The following is a 19,023-nucleotide window of genomic DNA, read 5'->3' on the forward strand; positions in this document are numbered from 1 at the left end:
GAGCATATTGAAGTAAGTGAGATGCATAAAAATGATAAAGATACATTTTCAAAAGATTATGTGGTTACTCCAAAATTTATTGATTTCGACATTGAAAAATTAGACTCCCATATTGAAAGTATTTTTGGAAAACAGGACTATAGTTTGTTGGCTCATTTTAATAAAGAAAATGAAATAGTCATTAGTTATCGTGACCGGAAGAGCAATGAGTATAAAGAATATGAATTTTCACTGACTAATGACCCTAACGAAGTAATTAAAAATCTGATTCTTGTCGTTAATAGTATGATGATTGAGGTACGGACAGCCGTTTTTGAAGAACAATCAGCATAATTAGCTAGATGCATTTTTTCAAGTGAGATTGCCTTGTTTTTGTGTTCAAAAGCTTGAATTCTTTTGTTCTTTTCCCTCATCTTAAAAATGTGGGCCACCAGTCAGGGGTTGAGATTCTAAATTTTATTTAAAGCCCCTATGAATTATATATACCTCCCTAAGAGCACAAAGTCTTACTAAACTCTTTTTAAAACGGTTGTTATTTTTTAATTGATCGTGTCGAATAGAATTACTGTTCTCCATAGCTATAACCTGTTGCTGAAGTATGCACTATAGACTTGGCCGCGCCCCGTTGCGCCCGCCCCGCCCACTGCAGGGCGCAGGAGCGCGAAGCGCGGGTGACCTGCAAACCGCTGTGACGGCCATATTAAATTAGCCGAAGCGACAGCGGAGGCTATGCTTATTAAATAAAGGTGGGCGGGGCAGCGCAGGGGCGCATAAGCGTCGCCCCAGCAATGGAAAACTCACTATACTCCTTAGCCTTTATAGAGTTTTTCATTGCAGGGCGACGCGCGAAAAAACAGGAAGCGGAGGAGCCTGGCAAGGCTGCCTTGATTTTGCGACCGGAATGGAGCGTAATGGAGCCGGAGTGGAGCCGTGTGGACGGCATACTTCAAAAGGGCGGTGGCGCGTATGGCTTTGTGCATGGATGCAGGCCACTGCCCTTTTGAAGTATTGTTGAGCTGCGAAACGCAGGTGCAATGAAGCGGAATGAGGGAGTAAAACAAGGCAGCTTTGCAAAGGATCCGGGAGCTTCCCGAGGCGGCGCATCAAACTTTGCACAAAACCATGCCAGCAGTCCGGATGTCGAATTTTCCAATGGAGCCTGCGGAGTTGGAAAATTCGACATCTGGCAACACATGTCCTGCAACGCCCGAGCTAAAAATACAAATTAATGAAAAGGGCGTTGCAGGTCTTGTGTTGATGCCAGGCGTGGTTTTTGCGTTTGATGCGCCGCCGAGTCCTTATTGACCTGCGTGGGCTTGCACTGGTGCCTTGTGGTTAGTACTGGTGCTGGGCTTTGCACTGCAGCTTGGGTGCGTGGGTACTGTGCCATTGGAAAGATGAAGGATCTACAGGCGTACAAGTGTGCGACGCAACGAAGGCGAGTGTTGTTCTAAAGCCGGTTCCCTTATCTTCTTCTGGTCTAACGTCATTAGTCACTCCAATTATTTAATTTTTGCTCATCTTCTTGTATCCACCGCTCCAAGTTTTCTATTTGATCTTTTACACTCCGGATTTTTTGTTCGATTTCTTCCAACCATTCTTGATGTTGCTCTCGGTATCTTTCCGTATAGGCAGATTCTACTTTTTCTTCCAATTTCATTTTTGTGGATTCAAATCGCTGTAAGGCTTCTTCAGCCTTCGCAAGTTTATCCCGATTGTTATTGAGATTATTTTTGATCCTTTCTTTTATTTGAAGGCTTTTTTCCCTTTTTTCCTCCCATGCCTCTTGCTTTTCTTTTCTTACTTGCGCTAATTCTTGTTCTCTATCTTTTGTTTCTTTCCAAAATTCATCGTGATTTATTCTTATTTTAATTATTCGTTCGTGTATTTCTGCTTTATGTTCTTTCGTCATTTCTCCCTTAACAGATGAAAAATACTGTGCAGCTTCATTCAGTTCTTTACCTCGCTCGCGCATGGTTTCTTTTGTGATTTTTAGCTCCTGAAAGGACAAGGTGGAAATGATAAAATCTTCCAATCGGCTATATTCCAATCCATCAAGCATGTGCCAAATTTTCCGAAAATGTTCCTTTGATTTATTTTCAAAATCTTCTTGGCGCTTCCGATATGCTTTTTCCCTTAGGGCATAAAAGTTTTGCCAAGCGCTATTTTTTTCAGTTATCGTCTGGTACCGCACTTCTTTAAACCCTTCTTTGATTTCACTTATTAAATCAAAAACGTCTTTCCACTCATCGGCAGTTAAGGGAAGGAGTAAGTAGCTCGATGTCTTTTCAGCCAAAACACGAAGCTTGTTATCCAGTTTGCGAAAATCCATGGTATAAAATTTTCAATTTTTCCCGTATAGAAAAAGCCGGCTCATAAGAAGCCGGCTGCATTTCTTCGCTCCCCTTAGGTTAGAAATACTTAAAACGTTCGGGGGCTTTCTGTTTCCGTGATTCCAACGACCGAAAGCATCGTCATTGTTGGCGGAAGGGTGTAAAGAACTTTACGCTAACAGTATAGCAAACACTTCAATTTCTGTCAAGCCAGATAATATTATCGGAATAAGATCTCAAGAAATTCTTTAAACTGGTCTGCATGGCCTTGCAGTAGTGCCTAATGATCTGTTGTGGTGCTGGGCTTTGTAAATACTGATTGCAATAAATGAATATAAGCAATATAAGAAATATCGATCATCTTAAAAACGTGAAAAACGCCCTAATTTACAAAGCTATTTATCTCCATCTTTACTCTAAATTATGTCAAAGGTTATAGTGGGCATTTATTATTTTTTTCCTCACAAACAATAGAATACTGTATTCCAAAAGGCGCTGAATTACTGTAGCACCCGCTAATAATTATAAAAACCAACTATTATGTTTATAACTGCAGCAATCAAAACGCTAAAAGAAGTCCTGGAATTCATTCCTACAGTAATTAATGTTATCAAAAACATTAAAAAGACTGAGTCGTCGTCTACTTTAACAAAAGTTGTTGACACCCTAGCATGCGATACCCAAGATGCAGCAGTCAATCTTCAAAAATCAATTGATGAAATAGAATATATTTTAAAAGATTCAAAATTCGACTTATCAAAAACGTTATATGAGAATGAGGATGCTTTAAAGTTTTGGGACCTCACAAAAAATTATTACTTAAATAGAGCCACAAAAAAGATACGAGGCATTCGAGAAGACCTTCGGAGCTCGGTTGAAGATGTAGGTAGAATTTTATTGTGTCAAGGAAAATTTGAAAGCATGGAAAAATTTAATGATTTTGTAAGAATCATTACACGGGATTTAGATACCATAGACGATAAACCTATTGGTTATATATTAAGTATCTATAGGCAAAAGCTGGAAGAATCATTGAAAATGCTAAGGTAGTAATTTTGCTAACAGTTCCCTTTTATTAAAAAGCCGGGAAGAAATTTATACATCCCGGCCACTTCTCTTTTTGAATGTCATGTCAAAAAAGAATTGTTTTCACGATATCATACTTACTGATGAAAATCAAAATAATTTATTTGTTTACTTCCTTTACCATTGCTTGCATTCGAAATTCCAAAAGTTTCATAAATTTAATGTAAGTTCTTTCCTAACATTGGTTCTGCATCTTATTAGTGGGCTGTAGAGTATTTCTACACATTATCGAAAATTACTGGGCTTTGTTCTGGCGTTCAATGGCATGCACTGGTGCTGGGCTTTGCGCTAAAACTTCGTGCCATAGTACGACGCGGAAGCTATGGAAGCGGAACAATACTTTTAATGGCCGTGCGAAAGGCAATCACTCGGATTGCAAGGTTTCAATGAATTTCTTGAAGCCTGCCTTCTCCTGATCCGTCGCCTGGGCACCTGCTGCCGGACAGAGGAATATGCCGGTGGGTAGCAGGTATCGAAGCAGCAATGCTGCGCCGGCAAATTGGAACTGCCAGTCGATACTTCCGGCGTATTCTGCCTTGTTTGTAAAGGTGATGCCCATCTTTTGCCGGAGCCAGTCCGCCGTTTTATAAAAGAGCGCAACGTCGCATGCGCCTAAGAGCTGTACTTCAGCGTATCCCTTTGCTGTCTGCAATACCATAATGGATCAACTGTTTCCGGGCACGGTTGGTTTGAAAATTGTTTGCCGCGCAAAGGTGCAAGTTATCGGCTACATGGCAAAGAGCCACAGAGTTGAACCAGGTAAGAACGGGGTGAAAAGCCATGCCACATATGATTATTTGTAGTTTAACGGTTCAGATAAGGTTTGAAGGTATATGGCATAAATTTAGGGAAACCTCGCAATGCCGTGACATTTTGCGCCAGCGTGGCTTTGCTATGTCGCTTAATGATTTGCACAGGTGCTGGGCTTTGTACTGCAGGCCATACGCAGAGAATCACTGATTATAGACAACCGGGTAACAGGGCTTTCAAACATTCCAAGGTTATATTTTGTTACCTTCACTAATTTTTTCAAAAGTTACCCTGTATTTACTATCAAATATTTCAACCGCTTTTTTTAAATTTTTGAGGGAGTCATTTAGGGCTCTCCTTTCCGCTCTTGTAAATTTAGTCTTATTGTTTGCGGCAACACTTCTTATTTCGTCTTCAATGTGACTGGCCTCGGAAATAACCGAATTGATATTGGTTCCCAGATTAATTGTTGCTTTTATCGAATCAGAGAAAGAATTAAAAGTTTCAATTTTCCTCCGATACGTTTTTATTGTTTCTGTGCAATAAAATATAGTATCGTTAACTGCCCTTATTAGCCTCCTGTCTTCTTCTATGGAGACTAAGTCCAAATATTTGTTTAACGCTATTTTACTTTCATTAACGCATTTACTGCAATTGCTATAAGTCGAAACCATATTCTGCAAGCTACTTTTTATCGCATTGTATTCGTCGGTTATGTCATCAGCGGCATTCAATCTTTCACAATACCCTTTAAACTTATTGTTATAGAGCGCCTGTTCGAGATCCTCTAATTTTTGTTTTGCATTAGTTACTATTAAATTATTCTTCAAAAAAGAAATGGCAGATACTTTAGCGATAATGGCGGAATATAACCCAAGCGCGTCATTTGATACATTATTCCCGCCGGCATTGAAAACATTCAATTTTTGAAGGTCACTGTAATATGTCAGCCGTTTAAAATATATATCAATTTGGTCATTTAATTTTCGGGTCACTGGTGCATACCCGCTATTTGCATCAGTATATAAAGCAGGCTCAATCTCTTTGGCCTTTTTCTTTATATCCTCAAATTTCAAAATAGCACTGTACGCATTAGTTAAGGGTTCTTCATCATTGGAGGATAAGGCCTTTTCAATTTTATTAATAATCTTCAAATAATCTAGCAAAACAGCTTCTGCAAAATTTTGCTGGTCGGATATGCTACTTTTGTTGACAATTAAAATGGAATCTAATGCCCTAATTTCGCCATCAGTTATCGTAGTATATCCCGCTCTTTCAATTCTTTTGGAAGGTATGCCTTCCAATCCATAATAATTATTGAGGGTTTGCAATACGATCAAGTATGGAAATTCCTCATATTCGGTACCGTTTTCTAAAAGCGAAAAATAACCTGAAGCACTCTTATTTAGCCTCAAATTTTCAGCTTTCGGAAGCTCCGCATCCGTTGGCGCAAAAAAGTAGATGTTATAGGATAATATCTTCTTATATTGGTTTTTGAAGGGTTCAAATAAAACTTTTGCCTCAAGCTTCTGATCTTCCGCTGCCTGCTTAAGGAGGCTCGAAAAGAAAGTATACGTCTTCTTGGCCACATCCACGCTCACCAAGCCGGTCGGATTGGTGATAAGGGGAGAAACAATATCTGACATGGAACTCAGGATCGAAAGTGCACGATTATTTATCGTGATTTGGGTAGTAATAATTGCATCTAATGTTCTTTTCTCCTCTGGTTTGTATAGGTATTTCTTTAGTATTGTTCGATCTTCAATCGTTGAAGTGTTAAAACTATTATTTTTCCCTTTTTCAAATAAAAAAAGCGGAATTTTCTGGTTTGCAGTTTCACTTGCAAGCTCCAATTCCCCATAGAAATATTTTATTGACTTGAAACGACTTTTAACAAATTCCGGAGAAGTCAACTTATCAGCGCGTCTTATTACTACGGTAATGTCGGCATAAGGATATTTTTTGTAGTCACTGGATATTTGAGAGTTATCCATTAATTGGATATTTTCTACCTTTCGTATAGGGAAAAATAAATTTTGCGCACTTAATTCACCGATAAAAGTAGACAACATAAAGAGCAAGTAAAAATTCTTCATGCAACAGGGTTTTGGGAGTTGGGAAATGGTAATCGGGTTGCGAAGTTTAAAAAATTTCAAAACCCAAAAAACCGGAAAAACACTGTTTTTTATGTGAGATATTACAAAAATGGCCTACCGATATTTCTTTTTTGATCTGGAACCCTGGGCAACGATTTGTACCTGCTGCTGGGCTTTGCACTGCAGCTCGGTGCGTGGGTGCTGCGTGGATGGAAAATATGAAGCAAGTACAGGCGCCGAAGTATGCGACACAACGGAAGAAGTATCAAAGTTCAAGTGCTGCTAACAAAATTGAATTTAAACAAATGCGATTTTCTTTATCAGGATTTGCGTATCTTATCAGCCTCTCTCCCGAAATCCTTTGTTACGGAAGCGCAGGTACAAGTAGCTCAACTGCAAATAGCGCTTGAATCTGCGCTCGCTTCCAAACTTGGGGACGATACCATCCATTCTCAAATTGCAACAATACTTTTTCTTCCGCTTTATGCGGCATTAGCTTGCACAGTACCCCTTTGTTATCCTGGTTGAAAGCAAGGTATTCACATCCGTAATTGATAAGGTGCAGGTGGGGTAATCGCTTCACTCCAATCCAGTCCCCTTTCCTATACACCGGACTATTCCGATCATCGAGCACCGGGACATATCCGTGTATGAGGCCGGTATGTTTAAATCGTACAGTCCTGAGCAGGACCCCCGGCTGCCCGTCAACCACATGAACGCTCCCTGGATACTTTTCTAAATAGAAGACTCCAGCTTTAAGATGAGCGGCAAACGGTATCCATACCATTATGAATCGTTGTGCGTTATGGGAATCGTCACAATGCACATCGTTTTGCTTCGTCAATTCCTTTTCCATCAGCTACGTCGTTTGGTAATCAATATAGGAACGCAAACAATACCTAATATTTTGGCCAGCCCGCAAGCGGTTCCACCAAAAAGAACCCGAGCAAGCTCCTGGTTCGCGGCTCACGGAGCCGGTATTTCTTGTTCTTGAATCTCAATATAATGTTGCCGTGTCCTTTCATTGATGGGTATATCCTGCACAGTACGCCCTTTCTTCTCTGGTCAACAACATAATATTCGCATCCCCAGAAAAAGGGCTGCATTTGTACCTTTCGGCAGATGCCGATTCTGTCGCCTTTCTTGTAGCTTGGTTCCATCCGGTCATCAGGGACAAAAATATATCCTTCGGTAAGGTGGTGGTCTCCTGGTTCCTGGGCAAGGGCAACCACGGCCAGCTTTCCTTCTTTAAGTATGATAGAACCAACGGCAGCTCGTCCGCTATACGGAACCGTTTTTTCTTCTGGATCACAGGGCAGCAGCACCTTCTTTGGTTTTGCTGCTGAAGCCTTTCTCTTCTTTGTAACCACTCGCTTCTTCTTCATAGTTTCGGCATTGATAGGTTTAACGGGTTTTGTATCTATGAGCCAAAGAATGCCTGCAGCATGCAGGACACTCTTTGGTTTTTCATCAGTGGCGGAATTGCAGGGTATGGATCCTGGAAATACTGCCGTCCGTATTATAGTCATACGACCGTAAGGTCATTGCCGTTGCAGTGAGTTCCACAATGTCAGATGGAGTGCCGATGCCGATTATAAATACCTGATTGTCGGGAGAGAGCCGCAGCTTCGTTTCCCCATCCTCCAAAAACCAGGTGAGCTTCAAGAATTGATGGTCGGAAGGATAGCACTTTGTTGGCCCGTTGTTCGCTTCAAGGGTGCCGTCTTTAGAGAACACGTAATAATTATCTCTCTCGCAGGGTTTGTAGGTGCTGTACATGTCCGTAACGAGTACCCCGTTGAGATTTCGGCCCGGGAGAATGGAATCGGCCACTATTTTCCAGGGCTGGGCGGTGAGCAGATCCGCTTTTGAGAGCGAACTGCCGCTTTTCGAGCAGGCAAACAGCAGCACGAGGCAAACCGCAGGGAGCAGTGTTTTTCTCATATAGCAAGTTTTAAAAAAACGGATATATAAAAGAGGTTTTTAAAGAGCAGCATAAATATAAGAGGGAAAAATATTTGTTGATGTGTAAACGAACGTATACCCATCAACGCTATTTGGTTGTTTTGTTAAGGTTCAAAATGGGAAACCCCAATATTCTCAAGGCTTGACTTAGATCAAAAACTTGACTTTTTGTCAATAATGTGGAAAAGTATTTGTTCGTATGCCCATCAACGATACAAACCAGCCACCAGACATGAGATATGCCTGTCCCTACTACCGCAAGTCCACCGGCAAGCAGGAACTAAGCCTGGAGGTACAGCAGGAAGCGGTACACAGCTTTTTGAGTGCTAAGAAGTGGCACGTCCTAAAAGAGTTTACGGAAGTTGAAAGCGGCAAAAAGCATACGAACCGGCCGCAATTATTAGAGGCCTTGGCTTATTGTCGAAAGCATAATGCCGTGCTGGTCATTGCCAAGCTGGATCGGCTGGCCAGAAATGTCGCCTTCATTTCCGGCCTGATGGAAAGCAAGGTGCAATTTGTCGCTACCGATTACCCGGATGCTTCCAAAACCATGCTGCATATGCTGGCGGTGTTTGCGGAATTTGAACGGGATCAAATAAGCATCCGCACCAAAGAAGGACTGCAGGCGGCAAAGAAGCGCGGGAGCGTCTTAGGCAAGCATGGGAAAGTGTTGGCGGAGAAGAATAAACGGGATGCCGATGCCTTTGCGAAACAACTCATTCCCACGTTTGAAGAATTGCGCAATATTGGGATCACCAGTGTGCGGAAACTAGCGGATGAACTGAACCGGCGGAAAGTGCCGACATTTCATAATAAAGGGAAGTGGCATGGGAGAAGTGTGTGGAATACAATACACAGATTCAATAGTATAAATGTGTATAATTGACAAAGTCGAAAGAAGCAAAAAATTGATCTTAGACATGAAATGACAAGAGACATCCTAGTAATAAAGTCATTTCTGTTATATTTGTTTTAACATTCTCAACACTTAAACCCATGAACTGATTCTACTTTTCTACAATGAAAAGAGACCTTTTTGATTATTTAGTCTACTTACTCTCTCTGGTTGCGAGTATTACCGGCATTATTGGCTTTTATCAGATAGTTGGCCCCAGCCTCAACGATCAAGGTAAATGGGGTGTGATTTTTTTGGGGATACTTGTACTTTGGTTTATGGGCCACAATTTGTACCTTATATCGAAATATCGAAAAGATATACGATACAAAAATCTATTTGAAGATATAAATTTGGCATTTGCACATTTACATAAGATTAACAGATATTGCAATGCAATCAATGATGACAATTATGAATTGCATATTAAATTCATGTCGGAAATGTTAAAGGATGGTTTAGACGCTTTTGTAGGGGCTTTTTCTAACTTGACTAATTCTAAATGCGCAATCTGCATTAAATATGTTTCTGAAAATAGCAACAAAATGCTGGAAGTCTCAACATTTATTCGCGATTCAACATCAAAAGCAAAAAGAATAAGTAAAGAGAGGGAAAAAACACAACACTTAGTAATACGTAATGATAACTTCAAGCTTATTATTGATTCTATTGCTAATCGAAACCCAAGTTATAAAGGATATTATTTTTGCGGGAATCTACCACTCGAAGAACCTTTTTCCAATTCCAGGCTAGACGAGTGCCCCAATTGGCCTCCTAGAAAATTAAAAATCCGTTTTTTTGATAGAATTTACCGTCAATTAAGTTGGCCATTGGATTATAAATGTATAATCGTGGTACCTCTTCTTCCACTTGTTAAGGATGAGCAAACTATTGATGGGTTACGAGGGTTTTTATGTCTTGATTCACCAAAAGTTAATGCCTTTAATAGAAAAGTTGACACAGCAATTCTTCAAGGAATAGCTGATGGATTATATAATAAAATTGATATTCTCTTCAAACTGTTAAAAAAAGATGAGGAAAAAAATAAAAGGCAGAATTAACTTCTCGCTCTTGACTCCACTTATTTTAATAACAGACCTATTAAGAGAGATTTTTGGCCTTCATACTCGCCTACATGAAATAAAATATACAAAGTATAAGAATGCGTCAAAAGTAATAAAGATTATCATTATTCATGGTAATGACATTCCCACAGAATTTAAAGAGATAGATTCTTCGCAAAAAAAAGAGCTTGTAGAAAAATTTAATTCCTGCAAAAACACCTCGCCTCTAGAAGATTGGTCACTAATAGCTATCAATGATGAGAATGGAAATGTTAACACATTGCCAGCTCTGGTATTATCAGAAGAGCAATCAAAAAAATTACAAAAAATAATTGCAAAGTATAATCTCTAATTTCTTAACTCTTTAAATCAATCCTTTGTCTCAATAATTTTCACGCCACTTAATTACTATTGACTTAATCAGGTACCTCATAGTAGGGTAATATTAAAAAATTGCCACCTAAAAATAATACTATGGGGTTTGTAGTTAGATTTATATCAATTACATCGCTGTCTGCATGTTTGGGCATCTGTATGTTAGATAACCTCATCAATCTTGGGATCATCATTTGGGGGATTTCATCTATTATATGCTTTATCATTTCATTCTTGCCAATGAAGAATTGGCTTTGTCTAGACTAAATATTTTTCTTTAAAAACCGAATTGATCGGTTTTTTTTATAAAGTAATCCATTAACATTAAAAGAGTTTCTTTTGAGGAAAGTTGTTTATAATATTTTCTTCCGACAGAACCTCAACCCCATTTTCCTGCTTCTTAAAATCTATCTCATATCTGCTTACTGTGTCTTCGATTATTGCTTCCTTATTTGATTTCCCATACGGCTTTATCGCCACCGTCCTCGCACTAAACGGCTTGCTGGTGGCGCTATCTATTTGCATCTTTAAATACATCGAATACTTCGGCAGGTTTACCAAATCGCTTTCAGTGAAAACGGGATAAAACTCTTTTGCCAAGCATTCGGCATCACTGGCACCAACACGAAAACAGACCATCGTGCCAACGTTCCCGAATATGGCAGCCCGGATGTTTTCATCCAACTGTTCAAGGTACTGATGAGCTAAGAACAACGACAATGAGTACTTCCTACACTCTGCCAATACCCCAATATATGCCTCGCTCAAAAAGCTGTGGCATTCATCGACATACAGATAAAACGGCCGTCTTGTTTCTACATCCTGCCCTGCCCTGGAAAGCGCACCAAGCTGGATGGCATTGACAAGCAGAGAACCCAACAAGGCGCTCGTGTCTTCACCCAGTCTGCCTTTGCTTAAATTGCAAATGAGCATGTTTCCTTCATCCATTATCTGCCGTATGTCAAAACTGGATGTTTGATGCCCGACCGTATTACGCAGCGGCGCGCTCGCCTGGAATACTCCCAGCTTGTTTAGGATCGGGCTTATGGCTTCTGATCTGAATGCAGGCGCATACTTATCAAATTCCAAAAACCAGAAATCAAGCAAATGTTTGCTGCGTACGCGTGCCAGGATATTGTTTCGGTATAGCTGGTTCGTTAAGAGCGGTTGAATGTCTAACAAGGTTCCTTGACCGAACTCTAGCAGGGTCATTAAACAATACCTAAGTATGTGCTCCAATCTCGGCCCCCAGGAATCCCACATTTTTTGGAATGTTGAAATGAGGCCGGAAGCAGCAAGGTGATATTGATCCGGCAGGATACCGGCTAGCGGATTAAAGGCAATAGCATATTCGGCAGGGTTGAAATAGATTACCTGCTGGGTGCGCCAGGAAGGAATATAGTGAAGCAAGTGTTCAGCGACGTCTCCATGAGGATCTATTAGGCATATACCCTTCCCTTTCTCAATATCCGAAATAGCCATGTTCTCCAGTAAAGTGGATTTGCCAACGCCGCTTTTTCCGAGGCAATATAAATGGGCGAGACGGTCTTTATCCTTAATGTAAAAGGGACGGTGCATTCCTCTGAAATCAGTTATTCCAACTGGCGTAAGTGAAATGTCCGTACCATTTTTGGGTTCCACATTTATAAGGCTACCTATAAAGGCATGAGCACGTAAGAGAGACAGAATTGCTAACCAGCTACACCAAATCATTCAACGGATGCTTGGTAATCTGAGATCGCAAATGTTGTGGGCTTGCGTATAAGTAGATCGTTGTCGTTTTTATGTCGCTATGCCCCATCATCTGCGAAAGGCTGTATATGTCGCAGCCTCCTTCGAGCATGAGCGTAGCGAAGGTGTGGCGGAGTTTGTGAATGGTGAACTTCAAGCCCGATGCGGCTCGCATTTCAGTGACAATGTGCTTTATCCCATCCTTTGTAATGCCACGGTTCAAGGTTAATGAGGTAAAGAACTCAGGACACGTCTTATTGAGCCGTTTCCGTTCATCTAAGTAACGCTTCAAGGTTTGCGCTAAAGCCAAACTCATCGGCACTATTCTGTCTTTGCTTCCCTTTCCCTGGTTAACAAATATGGTCAGATTTTCAATATCAACGTCTGTGTACTTTAGTTTCAGCAATTCCTTGAACCGCAACCCTGCGAAAATGAACATTGAAAACATCGCATGGTTCCTATACCGAACGAACCGGTACTTATAGGGATAATTAAAAACAACCTCCAACAACCGCAACGCATTTTGCTTTGTAAACTTGTTCGGCAACCGCTTTTCAAGCTTGGGAACTTCAATATCTCCAACCGGGCTGCTTTTCAAATATCCTTCTGCCTGGCACCAGCGGAAAAACACGACAAACGTCTTGTGGTAAATAATAAAGGTATTGGCCTTCCATTGGCGTTTTGTTCGGCCATAGAACAAGAAGGAGCGGACATTTTCATTCGTTACATCCTCAATCTTCTCGACTGCTGCCCACTGGCAATAAAACTGAATAACCTGTCGATACCGTTTGATTGTTTCTTTTGAATAACCCCGTATGAATAACGAATAATCATAAAACCTTTCTGCTAAGAGCTTAATATCCATGCTTGCACACTCTCTATCTCCGCAGTGCTTTTCTTGAGCCGTTGGCCGGGATTGAACCGGCGACCTCCCCCTTCGCTTGTACCTCTTCTTCACATATTCAAGAGGGCTAGACTGTATCTTTTTCCCTTTCAGGAAACCCTTGTCAGTCGTTCGGGCGGATATATCCGCCACGGTCTTGGCCTATCCAGGCTATTGACCGTAATTCGGGATTCATCAGAACATTGCTATTCGGATGGGCAGGGATTGTGCGTCCCACCATGGGGGTGCTCTACCAACTGAGCTACAACGGCATGCATAATTCACATATCGCCCGCTACCAGTTTTGCGCTGGTAGTAGTAGCGATGTCGCATTTTTCGTCATTTTCTCTTTATTTGACAAGGAATATTCATTTTACCAATACTCCGTGTTTATTACCATTAAACACTAACGTACCAATTTCTAAAAATCACTTGGAAACAAAGGGAAAAATGAGAAACATGCTTCAGATATATATACCGTTGGAACTACCTGTTTATGTCGGATATATCTTTTAAAAAAATATACAAAAAGTAGCTGCGAAAGATATGTTATTTGTAAGGTAACAGGCTGGTTTAACTCTATTACATTTTTTGTGTTTTATAAAGTACCTACAAAGCAATCACGCAATACATAAATAATTCAAATCTTTTTCACGACCACATTTTTTATAAAGGCTTTTTCAGGGCCCCATGCCCGAAAGCCGATCGAACCGTATTCAGGGGTAAGGGAAAATGGCATATAACTACTTTGATCTTTATTATTCTCATCTTTATAATCGAACTTAAACATAAATACACCAGCGGGTATTACCCAAATGCGATCAAAAATCCTCCTTCTTTTCAGAAATATTTTTATATTAACTGTACTCTTATCACAAGAAATCTCGCACTTGTACCATGAATCAACTTTTACCGGTTCATCAAAAACCATATTGACGTCTTTAGGTTGCCATACCTTCCATCCTCCATTTATATATAAATGAGGCCCAATGCCACTCCGTTTTATCTGTAGCATGCCGTATTGCGCAAGATCATTAGCTCTTATAATAATTCCTAGTCCACCATCATCATTTGTTCCCCAATTAGCAATTTGGAAATCAAAAGATAATTTATAGTTGTTCCAATTAAGGATATCTGAATAGATAAAGCCTGTACTTGCATCGGTAATTTCATAAGCACCCTTTTGTGATCGGCAATTAACAATGCATAGAAATTAGCAATTAAGGATGTAGAAGTTCGGCAAATAAGGATGCATAATTTCGGCAAACAGGAATGCATGACAATCAATAACAATAATTCCATATTTGAGTGCCATAAAAGGGCAAGAAAAATATGGATAAAACAATTAATGATTGGATCATGTATTACGAAATTCAAAGATTACTACGAGAAGGATGTAGCCAGAACGCAGTTGCTAAAGCCATCAACATGGATCCCCGTACCGTAAAAAGGTATGCAAGGATGAGTGAAGCTGATTTTACGGCAGAGTTGGAAAAAAGAAGCATTAGGCCCCGTTTGTTAAATCTCTACGAAGGGTTCATTAAAGACAAGCTAACCCAAAGCCCAGCAGCCAGTGCTGCACAGGTGCACGATTGGTTGAAAGAACATCATCCTGATTTTCCTCTTGTAGCTCCCAGGACCGTGTATAATTTTGTAATGAATGTAAGGCAGAAGTATGGTATTGCAAAGGAAGAAACAACGCGTCAATATTTTGCAGTAGAGGAACTGCCATATGGTTTTCAAGGCCAGGCTGATTTTGGTCAGTATATCATGCGTCATGCAGAAAAGAAGCGTAAAAAAGTTTACTTCTTTGCAATGATGTTATCACGTTCACGTATGAAGTTCCTTCGTTTCTCTGAAACCCCTTTCACTACTGTTTCTGCCATTGATGCACATGAAGAAGCCTTTGAGTTTTTTAAAGGCATTCCAGAAGAAGTTGTGTATGATCAGGACCGGCTGTTTTTGATAGATGAACGCCTGGGTGATTTATTAATGACACAGGATTTTAAAACCTATGTTTTTGAACAGGATTTTCAAGTTCACTTTTGTAGAAAATCGGATCCTGAAAGTAAGGGCAAAGTAGAAAATGTGATAAAGTACGTGAAGCAGAACTTTCTATATGGCAGGGTCTATTATGACATTGATACATTGCAAGTACAAGCCCTGCAGTGGCTGCAGCGTACTGGTAATGGAATGCCGCATACTACCACACGTAAGATACCTTTGCAGGAATGGATGATTGAACAAACTCATCTAAGGTCATGGTGCACTGTAAAGTTACTCCCGTCTTACCTGGCCCGTTTTGTACGTAAGGATAATACGTTTTCCTACAATGGGAACTTCTATTCTGTCCCTAAAGGTACGTATAAGAAAAAAGACAGCATCGTGTTTGTATATCTGAAAGATGAAGAGCTACATATCCACAACAATGATATGCAGCGATCATTTCTTTGCAAGCATACTATTATCGAAAGAAAGGGTCTTAAAATTATCAATGCCGATCATAAGCGTGATAAATCACAGAAGATAAATGACCTGATTGCAAGCACCGCAGCGCTGTTTTCAGACCCACAGCTGGCCACCCATTACTTTGAATTGATACGACAGGATAAAAAAAGGTACCTGCGTGACCAGGTCCAGGCTATACGTGACCTTGTACAAGGTCGTAATAAGGCGCTGGTGGCAGAGGTGCTTCAGAAATGTGTTGCAGAACGTTTTTTAAGCGCGGGCATGTTTAAGGAGCTCTTATCGCTGTTTGAAGCGGAAAACAGGCACGCTGATGGCGGAGAAGCCAAAATCATATTGCTTGACCCTGATAACACCTTAAAAGCCCAGATACAACCCGATAAAAGTGATCTGGATGCATATGAACAAGCTTTTAGCAGTTAATTACTCGTGATCCCAGAAGATGGCCGCAAAATCAACTTGCGTTGGTAGCGGCCCTCTTTGTTTACAATGTATGCCTCATTTACCTCTCTATTTTTTAATCAAACAATACAAAACAAATGAACGTCAAAAACAGAATCGCCAGCCATTGCAAGTACTTAAGGTTAAATGCAATCGGGGAACAGATACAATCGCTTGCAGATAATGCATCGCATGAAGGCATTAGCTATTTAGATTTTGCTGCCAGGATGTTGGAAGTAGAAATCAAACACCGCCAGGATCGAGAGATGTTAAACAAGATACGTATTGCGCGACTACCGGTTAACTATGACCTGAAGCATTATGATTGCACTGCAGTGGAAGGCATGCCTGGCAGCCGGTTGGAACAGCTTAAAGAATTAACCTGGCTTGATCAGAACTTTAGCCTTGTTATCATGGGACCTAATGGGATCGGAAAAACAATGCTCGCGGCGGGATTGTGTTACCACGCTATAGAAGCAGGGTACAGGGCCTATTTTAGAACAATGGAGGATATTATGACTATACTCAAAACCAAAGGTATCTCTAAAGTTGCTATGACCGATTACAGGAGGCTTTGTAAAGCACATTTTATCGTTATTGATGACATTATGATGATCTCCATTGCCAGAAACGAAGCCAACGCCTTTTTTCATTTTATCAATGCCCTGCATGAAAAAGTATCCTTTGTCATTACCACCAATAAATCACCCAAAGAATGGGTGGAAACCATCGGAGACGAGGTCATCACTACCTCTATTCTGGACCGCTTACTGTACCGTTGTGAAATCATCAAACTTTCTGGAGAAAGTTACCGCCTCAAGAATAGAAAAACAATCTTTGGAAAAGCAAAGTAAAAACCGATAATTTTGGCAAATAGTCATGCACCTGTTCCCTTTTAAAATTATGCACATATCCCGCCACATCATACTACATCCTTAATTGCCAATTTCTATGCACTGTTGGTTGCCGACTACACCTTTATTCGGGACAGTTGAAAAGTACCGTATCCCATCCAGTCCTCTATATCTTTTCTTCTTGTTAGGGAAGAAAAAACAAACTGTCTATCCTTTGAAAGAAAATAAATGGTGAAAAGTAAGGTAATAAAAATTCCGATCAGAGAAATTATATCTTCATAACCAGGCCATAATTGCCAACCTGCATAGACGACTGCGGTTCCAAGTAGAGCCGCCACTATTTCTTTTTCATATCTTCTAATTAAATAGTATATTTTTTTCATGCTCTTCGATATCCAAATCAGCTTAAGGTAATTGCAACTAAAACTCAATCCTAATAGGATAATATTAAGCCTTTTGATACTCTCGTCAAATAAGCCTATCAACACTCATTTGCTCAATATCCCCACGCATTTCGTCCGTTGGAAGGCAACGCAGGTAAACCATAGTCATTCGTATATCATTATGCCCCATCAATTGTTTAAGCATAGCGATGTTATTACTTGTTTGTAAAAAATTCACAGCAAAAGTGTGTCTGAACCGATGTAGGTGAAATTCTACTCCAGAAGTTTTTTTAATCCTGTTTACGAAGTGTAATAAGCCGTCATAACTTAACTTATCATCTCTTACTGCAGATACAATTAAATAAGGAGTTACATAGTGCCTTCTCTCATGTAGATAATCTTTTAAATGCATTGCGACTATCGAATGCAACGGCAATTGTCGACTTCGACCTGATTTTGAAGTTTCCCCTCTTACGGTTACTATCCTTCTTTCAAAATCAATGTCGCGAACTTGCAACAGGATTAATTCTTCGCGTCTTAATCCGCAAAAAAGCAAGATGTAAAAGATTGATAAATTTCTTTTTAGCAGGAGTATGTTTTTGTTACCTTGATTATGGACTGCCGCAAGTATTTTTTCTATCTCCTCTTTTTTTAGAAATTTCTTGTCTACATACTCCGGGACCGGATACTCCATTACTTCAAACGGATTATTCTTTATATACTTCCTTACCTTAAGCCATTCAAAGAAGCTATTTAGCTTGCTCCAATAAGTAGCTGCTGTGGATTTTTTAATTCCGACTTTAATTAATCCACGCCCAACTACTCTTTTTCTTTCTTGCAGAATTTTGAAAAATTGAATCATGGATGAAGGGGTAATTGATTCAATTCCAATAGAGGGCATTAGTTTATAAAAAGTATCAAATGTTTGTTTATATCCACGTAACGTTTCAGGCCGCACTTTGCGTACATATTCACATTCGTACATGAATTCATTAAACAGTTGTTGCAGGTCTTTCTTCATGCAGTATTGCTATACTTTCCGTTACTCCATCATTATTGAAAAAATATTTTGACTACTAAAGGGGGAAAGAATTATTCACAATTCTTTCCCCCTTATTGAATAAAAAATTGATTGGTATTTTTTTTATATGGCGAAGCCCAGGACAGGTATAGCGAACAATTTAAAATGGTATCGCGAATCGTATGGGTATAGCCTGAAAGACGTTGCAGAACTGTTGGGACATACTAGCACCAGCAGTATTTCCAACTGGGAAACGGGAAACGTGATCCCTAATTTGTTCACTGCTTTTAAATTAAGCAGGCTTTGCAGAACCTCATCAGCTCATTTATTTGAAGACTTATATAAATTGGCAATAATTGAAACAGATGCTTCCAAAACCGAATTTATCCCCAGAAAGAACAATCTATTCGACGCCTTCAAATTAAGCAGACTTCAAAAGACTATGCCAGAGGATCTATTTGAAGAATTATATAAGCAGGCGGTGGCAGAAACCGATGCTGCTGAAAAGGAATTTCTTGCAAGAAAAAACAAACCTCATTTTACTGATTAGTTCCTCCCTATAAAGGACATTACTTTTCTAACTGTCCTTTAGGTGAATAGCCAACAGATAATAGACGGCAAATAATCTATTTGCTTTGGCATTGCAACTTCTTTCTGGTTGGAATGAAGCGTATATAACG

20 protein-coding genes are annotated in these 19,023 nt (G+C 40.0%); 9 read left to right on the forward strand and 11 right to left on the reverse strand.

All coding sequences use genetic code 11. From position 1 onward, the window contains the following. A partial coding sequence (locus tag A4R26_RS34735) for a hypothetical protein (protein WP_165760122.1) occupies nucleotides 1-333 on the forward strand: 333 nt, incomplete at its 5' end. Between the two features lie 735 nt (nucleotides 334-1,068). Then, nucleotides 1,069-1,305, forward strand: a complete 237-nt coding sequence (locus A4R26_RS02350) for a hypothetical protein (protein WP_081159474.1) — start codon at nucleotides 1,069-1,071, stop codon at nucleotides 1,303-1,305. Nucleotides 1,306-1,489: 184 nt separating this feature from the next. Here the strand turns inward: A4R26_RS02350 and A4R26_RS02355 are convergent, their stop codons facing one another. After that, a complete protein-coding gene (locus A4R26_RS02355; protein WP_081159477.1) occupies nucleotides 1,490-2,332 on the reverse strand; it encodes a hypothetical protein in 843 nt (280 codons plus the stop codon). A 541-nt stretch (nucleotides 2,333-2,873) separates the two neighbouring features. On the opposite strand from A4R26_RS02355, the gene A4R26_RS02360 reads away from it, so the two are divergent. Continuing rightward, nucleotides 2,874-3,383 (forward strand): hypothetical protein, encoded by a 510-nt coding sequence (locus A4R26_RS02360; protein ID WP_081159480.1) that lies wholly within the window; start codon nucleotides 2,874-2,876, stop codon nucleotides 3,381-3,383. Nucleotides 3,384-3,783: 400 nt separating this feature from the next. On the opposite strand, the gene A4R26_RS02365 is transcribed toward A4R26_RS02360, so the two are convergent. The 5 genes from A4R26_RS02365 to A4R26_RS02385 all read right to left on the reverse strand — a co-directional run bounded on the left by A4R26_RS02365 (nucleotide 3,784) and on the right by A4R26_RS02385 (nucleotide 8,209). Beyond that, entirely contained in the window at nucleotides 3,784-4,077 is a 294-nt protein-coding gene (locus A4R26_RS02365) for a hypothetical protein (protein WP_081159483.1), read from the reverse strand. 343 nt (nucleotides 4,078-4,420) lie between these two features. Beyond that, nucleotides 4,421-6,265 (reverse strand): hypothetical protein, encoded by a 1,845-nt coding sequence (locus A4R26_RS02370; RefSeq protein WP_081159486.1) that lies wholly within the window; start codon nucleotides 6,263-6,265, stop codon nucleotides 4,421-4,423. Between the two features lie 364 nt (nucleotides 6,266-6,629). Continuing rightward, a complete protein-coding gene (locus A4R26_RS02375) occupies nucleotides 6,630-7,121 on the reverse strand; it encodes a hypothetical protein (RefSeq protein WP_081159489.1) in 492 nt (163 codons plus the stop codon). Between the two features lie 43 nt (nucleotides 7,122-7,164). Continuing rightward, nucleotides 7,165-7,650 carry a hypothetical protein gene (locus A4R26_RS02380; RefSeq protein WP_081159492.1) on the reverse strand — a complete coding sequence of 162 codons (486 nt, stop codon included), beginning with the start codon at nucleotides 7,648-7,650 and terminating at the stop codon, nucleotides 7,165-7,167. 85 nt (nucleotides 7,651-7,735) lie between these two features. Continuing rightward, nucleotides 7,736-8,209 carry a PQQ-binding-like beta-propeller repeat protein gene (locus A4R26_RS02385; RefSeq protein ID WP_081159495.1) on the reverse strand — a complete coding sequence of 158 codons (474 nt, stop codon included), beginning with the start codon at nucleotides 8,207-8,209 and terminating at the stop codon, nucleotides 7,736-7,738. A 220-nt stretch (nucleotides 8,210-8,429) separates the two neighbouring features. On the opposite strand from A4R26_RS02385, the gene A4R26_RS02390 reads away from it, so the two are divergent. From A4R26_RS02390 to A4R26_RS02400, 3 genes are all read left to right on the forward strand, one after another. After that, nucleotides 8,430-9,116, forward strand: coding sequence for a recombinase family protein (locus A4R26_RS02390; protein WP_207625663.1), 687 nt, complete (start codon nucleotides 8,430-8,432; stop codon nucleotides 9,114-9,116). 134 nt (nucleotides 9,117-9,250) lie between these two features. Beyond that, a complete protein-coding gene (locus A4R26_RS02395) occupies nucleotides 9,251-10,186 on the forward strand; it encodes a hypothetical protein (RefSeq protein WP_081159498.1) in 936 nt (311 codons plus the stop codon). Between the two features lie 10 nt (nucleotides 10,187-10,196). Then, on the forward strand, nucleotides 10,197-10,541 hold the full coding sequence (locus tag A4R26_RS02400; protein WP_133054511.1) for a hypothetical protein: 345 nt from the start codon (nucleotides 10,197-10,199) through the stop codon (nucleotides 10,539-10,541). Nucleotides 10,542-10,888: 347 nt separating this feature from the next. Here the strand turns inward: A4R26_RS02400 and A4R26_RS02405 are convergent, their stop codons facing one another. From A4R26_RS02405 to A4R26_RS02415, 3 genes are all read right to left on the reverse strand, one after another. Beyond that, on the reverse strand, nucleotides 10,889-12,205 hold the full coding sequence (locus A4R26_RS02405) for a type IV secretory system conjugative DNA transfer family protein (RefSeq protein WP_165760123.1): 1,317 nt from the start codon (nucleotides 12,203-12,205) through the stop codon (nucleotides 10,889-10,891). A 58-nt stretch (nucleotides 12,206-12,263) separates the two neighbouring features. Next, entirely contained in the window at nucleotides 12,264-13,160 is an 897-nt protein-coding gene (locus A4R26_RS02410) for a tyrosine-type recombinase/integrase (RefSeq protein WP_133054512.1), read from the reverse strand. Between the two features lie 658 nt (nucleotides 13,161-13,818). Continuing rightward, a complete protein-coding gene (locus A4R26_RS02415; RefSeq protein WP_107685792.1) occupies nucleotides 13,819-14,382 on the reverse strand; it encodes a 3-keto-alpha-glucoside-1,2-lyase-like domain-containing protein in 564 nt (187 codons plus the stop codon). A 128-nt stretch (nucleotides 14,383-14,510) separates the two neighbouring features. Here A4R26_RS02415 and istA point away from each other — a divergent pair, with 128 nt between their 5' ends. Both istA and istB read left to right on the forward strand, forming a co-directional pair. After that, the gene (istA, locus tag A4R26_RS02420) at nucleotides 14,511-16,067 is read left to right on the forward strand and encodes an IS21 family transposase (protein WP_081159522.1); all 1,557 of its coding nucleotides are present in this window, start codon (nucleotides 14,511-14,513) and stop codon (nucleotides 16,065-16,067) included. 116 nt (nucleotides 16,068-16,183) lie between these two features. Continuing rightward, nucleotides 16,184-16,939, forward strand: a complete 756-nt coding sequence (gene istB, locus A4R26_RS02425) for an IS21-like element helper ATPase IstB (protein ID WP_081159525.1) — start codon at nucleotides 16,184-16,186, stop codon at nucleotides 16,937-16,939. 116 nt (nucleotides 16,940-17,055) lie between these two features. Here istB and A4R26_RS02430 read toward each other — a convergent pair whose 3' ends face one another. Next, the gene (locus A4R26_RS02430; RefSeq protein ID WP_133054513.1) at nucleotides 17,056-17,322 is read right to left on the reverse strand and encodes a hypothetical protein; all 267 of its coding nucleotides are present in this window, start codon (nucleotides 17,320-17,322) and stop codon (nucleotides 17,056-17,058) included. An 85-nt stretch (nucleotides 17,323-17,407) separates the two neighbouring features. After that, on the reverse strand, nucleotides 17,408-18,343 hold the full coding sequence (locus A4R26_RS02435) for a tyrosine-type recombinase/integrase (RefSeq protein ID WP_081159531.1): 936 nt from the start codon (nucleotides 18,341-18,343) through the stop codon (nucleotides 17,408-17,410). Nucleotides 18,344-18,470: 127 nt separating this feature from the next. Here A4R26_RS02435 and A4R26_RS02440 point away from each other — a divergent pair, with 127 nt between their 5' ends. Continuing rightward, the gene (locus A4R26_RS02440; protein ID WP_081159534.1) at nucleotides 18,471-18,893 is read left to right on the forward strand and encodes a helix-turn-helix domain-containing protein; all 423 of its coding nucleotides are present in this window, start codon (nucleotides 18,471-18,473) and stop codon (nucleotides 18,891-18,893) included. Nucleotides 18,894-19,023: the final 130 nt, after the last annotated feature.

Source organism: Niastella populi (genome assembly GCF_002078015.1).
In the GTDB taxonomy this organism is placed as follows: domain Bacteria; phylum Bacteroidota; class Bacteroidia; order Chitinophagales; family Chitinophagaceae; genus Niastella; species Niastella populi.

What these genes read in the sequence shown, in the direction of transcription:
- A4R26_RS02355 (WP_081159477.1), bottom strand. Translation starts at nt 2,332, where the DNA reads ATGGATTTTCGCAAACTGGATAACAAGCTTCGTGTTTTGGCTGAAAAG.
- A4R26_RS02360 (WP_081159480.1), top strand. Translation starts at nt 2,874, where the DNA reads ATGTTTATAACTGCAGCAATCAAAACGCTAAAAGAAGTCCTGGAATTC.
- A4R26_RS02365 (WP_081159483.1), bottom strand. Translation starts at nt 4,077, where the DNA reads ATGGTATTGCAGACAGCAAAGGGATACGCTGAAGTACAGCTCTTAGGC.
- A4R26_RS02370 (WP_081159486.1), bottom strand. Translation starts at nt 6,265, where the DNA reads ATGAAGAATTTTTACTTGCTCTTTATGTTGTCTACTTTTATCGGTGAA.
- A4R26_RS02375 (WP_081159489.1), bottom strand. Translation starts at nt 7,121, where the DNA reads ATGGAAAAGGAATTGACGAAGCAAAACGATGTGCATTGTGACGATTCC.
- A4R26_RS02380 (WP_081159492.1), bottom strand. Translation starts at nt 7,650, where the DNA reads ATGAAGAAGAAGCGAGTGGTTACAAAGAAGAGAAAGGCTTCAGCAGCA.
- A4R26_RS02385 (WP_081159495.1), bottom strand. Translation starts at nt 8,209, where the DNA reads ATGAGAAAAACACTGCTCCCTGCGGTTTGCCTCGTGCTGCTGTTTGCC.
- A4R26_RS02390 (WP_207625663.1), top strand. Translation starts at nt 8,430, where the DNA reads ATGCCCATCAACGATACAAACCAGCCACCAGACATGAGATATGCCTGT.
- A4R26_RS02395 (WP_081159498.1), top strand. Translation starts at nt 9,251, where the DNA reads ATGAAAAGAGACCTTTTTGATTATTTAGTCTACTTACTCTCTCTGGTT.
- A4R26_RS02410 (WP_133054512.1), bottom strand. Translation starts at nt 13,160, where the DNA reads ATGGATATTAAGCTCTTAGCAGAAAGGTTTTATGATTATTCGTTATTC.
- istA (WP_081159522.1), top strand. Translation starts at nt 14,511, where the DNA reads ATGGATAAAACAATTAATGATTGGATCATGTATTACGAAATTCAAAGA.
- istB (WP_081159525.1), top strand. Translation starts at nt 16,184, where the DNA reads ATGAACGTCAAAAACAGAATCGCCAGCCATTGCAAGTACTTAAGGTTA.
- A4R26_RS02430 (WP_133054513.1), bottom strand. Translation starts at nt 17,322, where the DNA reads ATGAAAAAAATATACTATTTAATTAGAAGATATGAAAAAGAAATAGTG.
- A4R26_RS02435 (WP_081159531.1), bottom strand. Translation starts at nt 18,343, where the DNA reads ATGAAGAAAGACCTGCAACAACTGTTTAATGAATTCATGTACGAATGT.
- A4R26_RS02440 (WP_081159534.1), top strand. Translation starts at nt 18,471, where the DNA reads ATGGCGAAGCCCAGGACAGGTATAGCGAACAATTTAAAATGGTATCGC.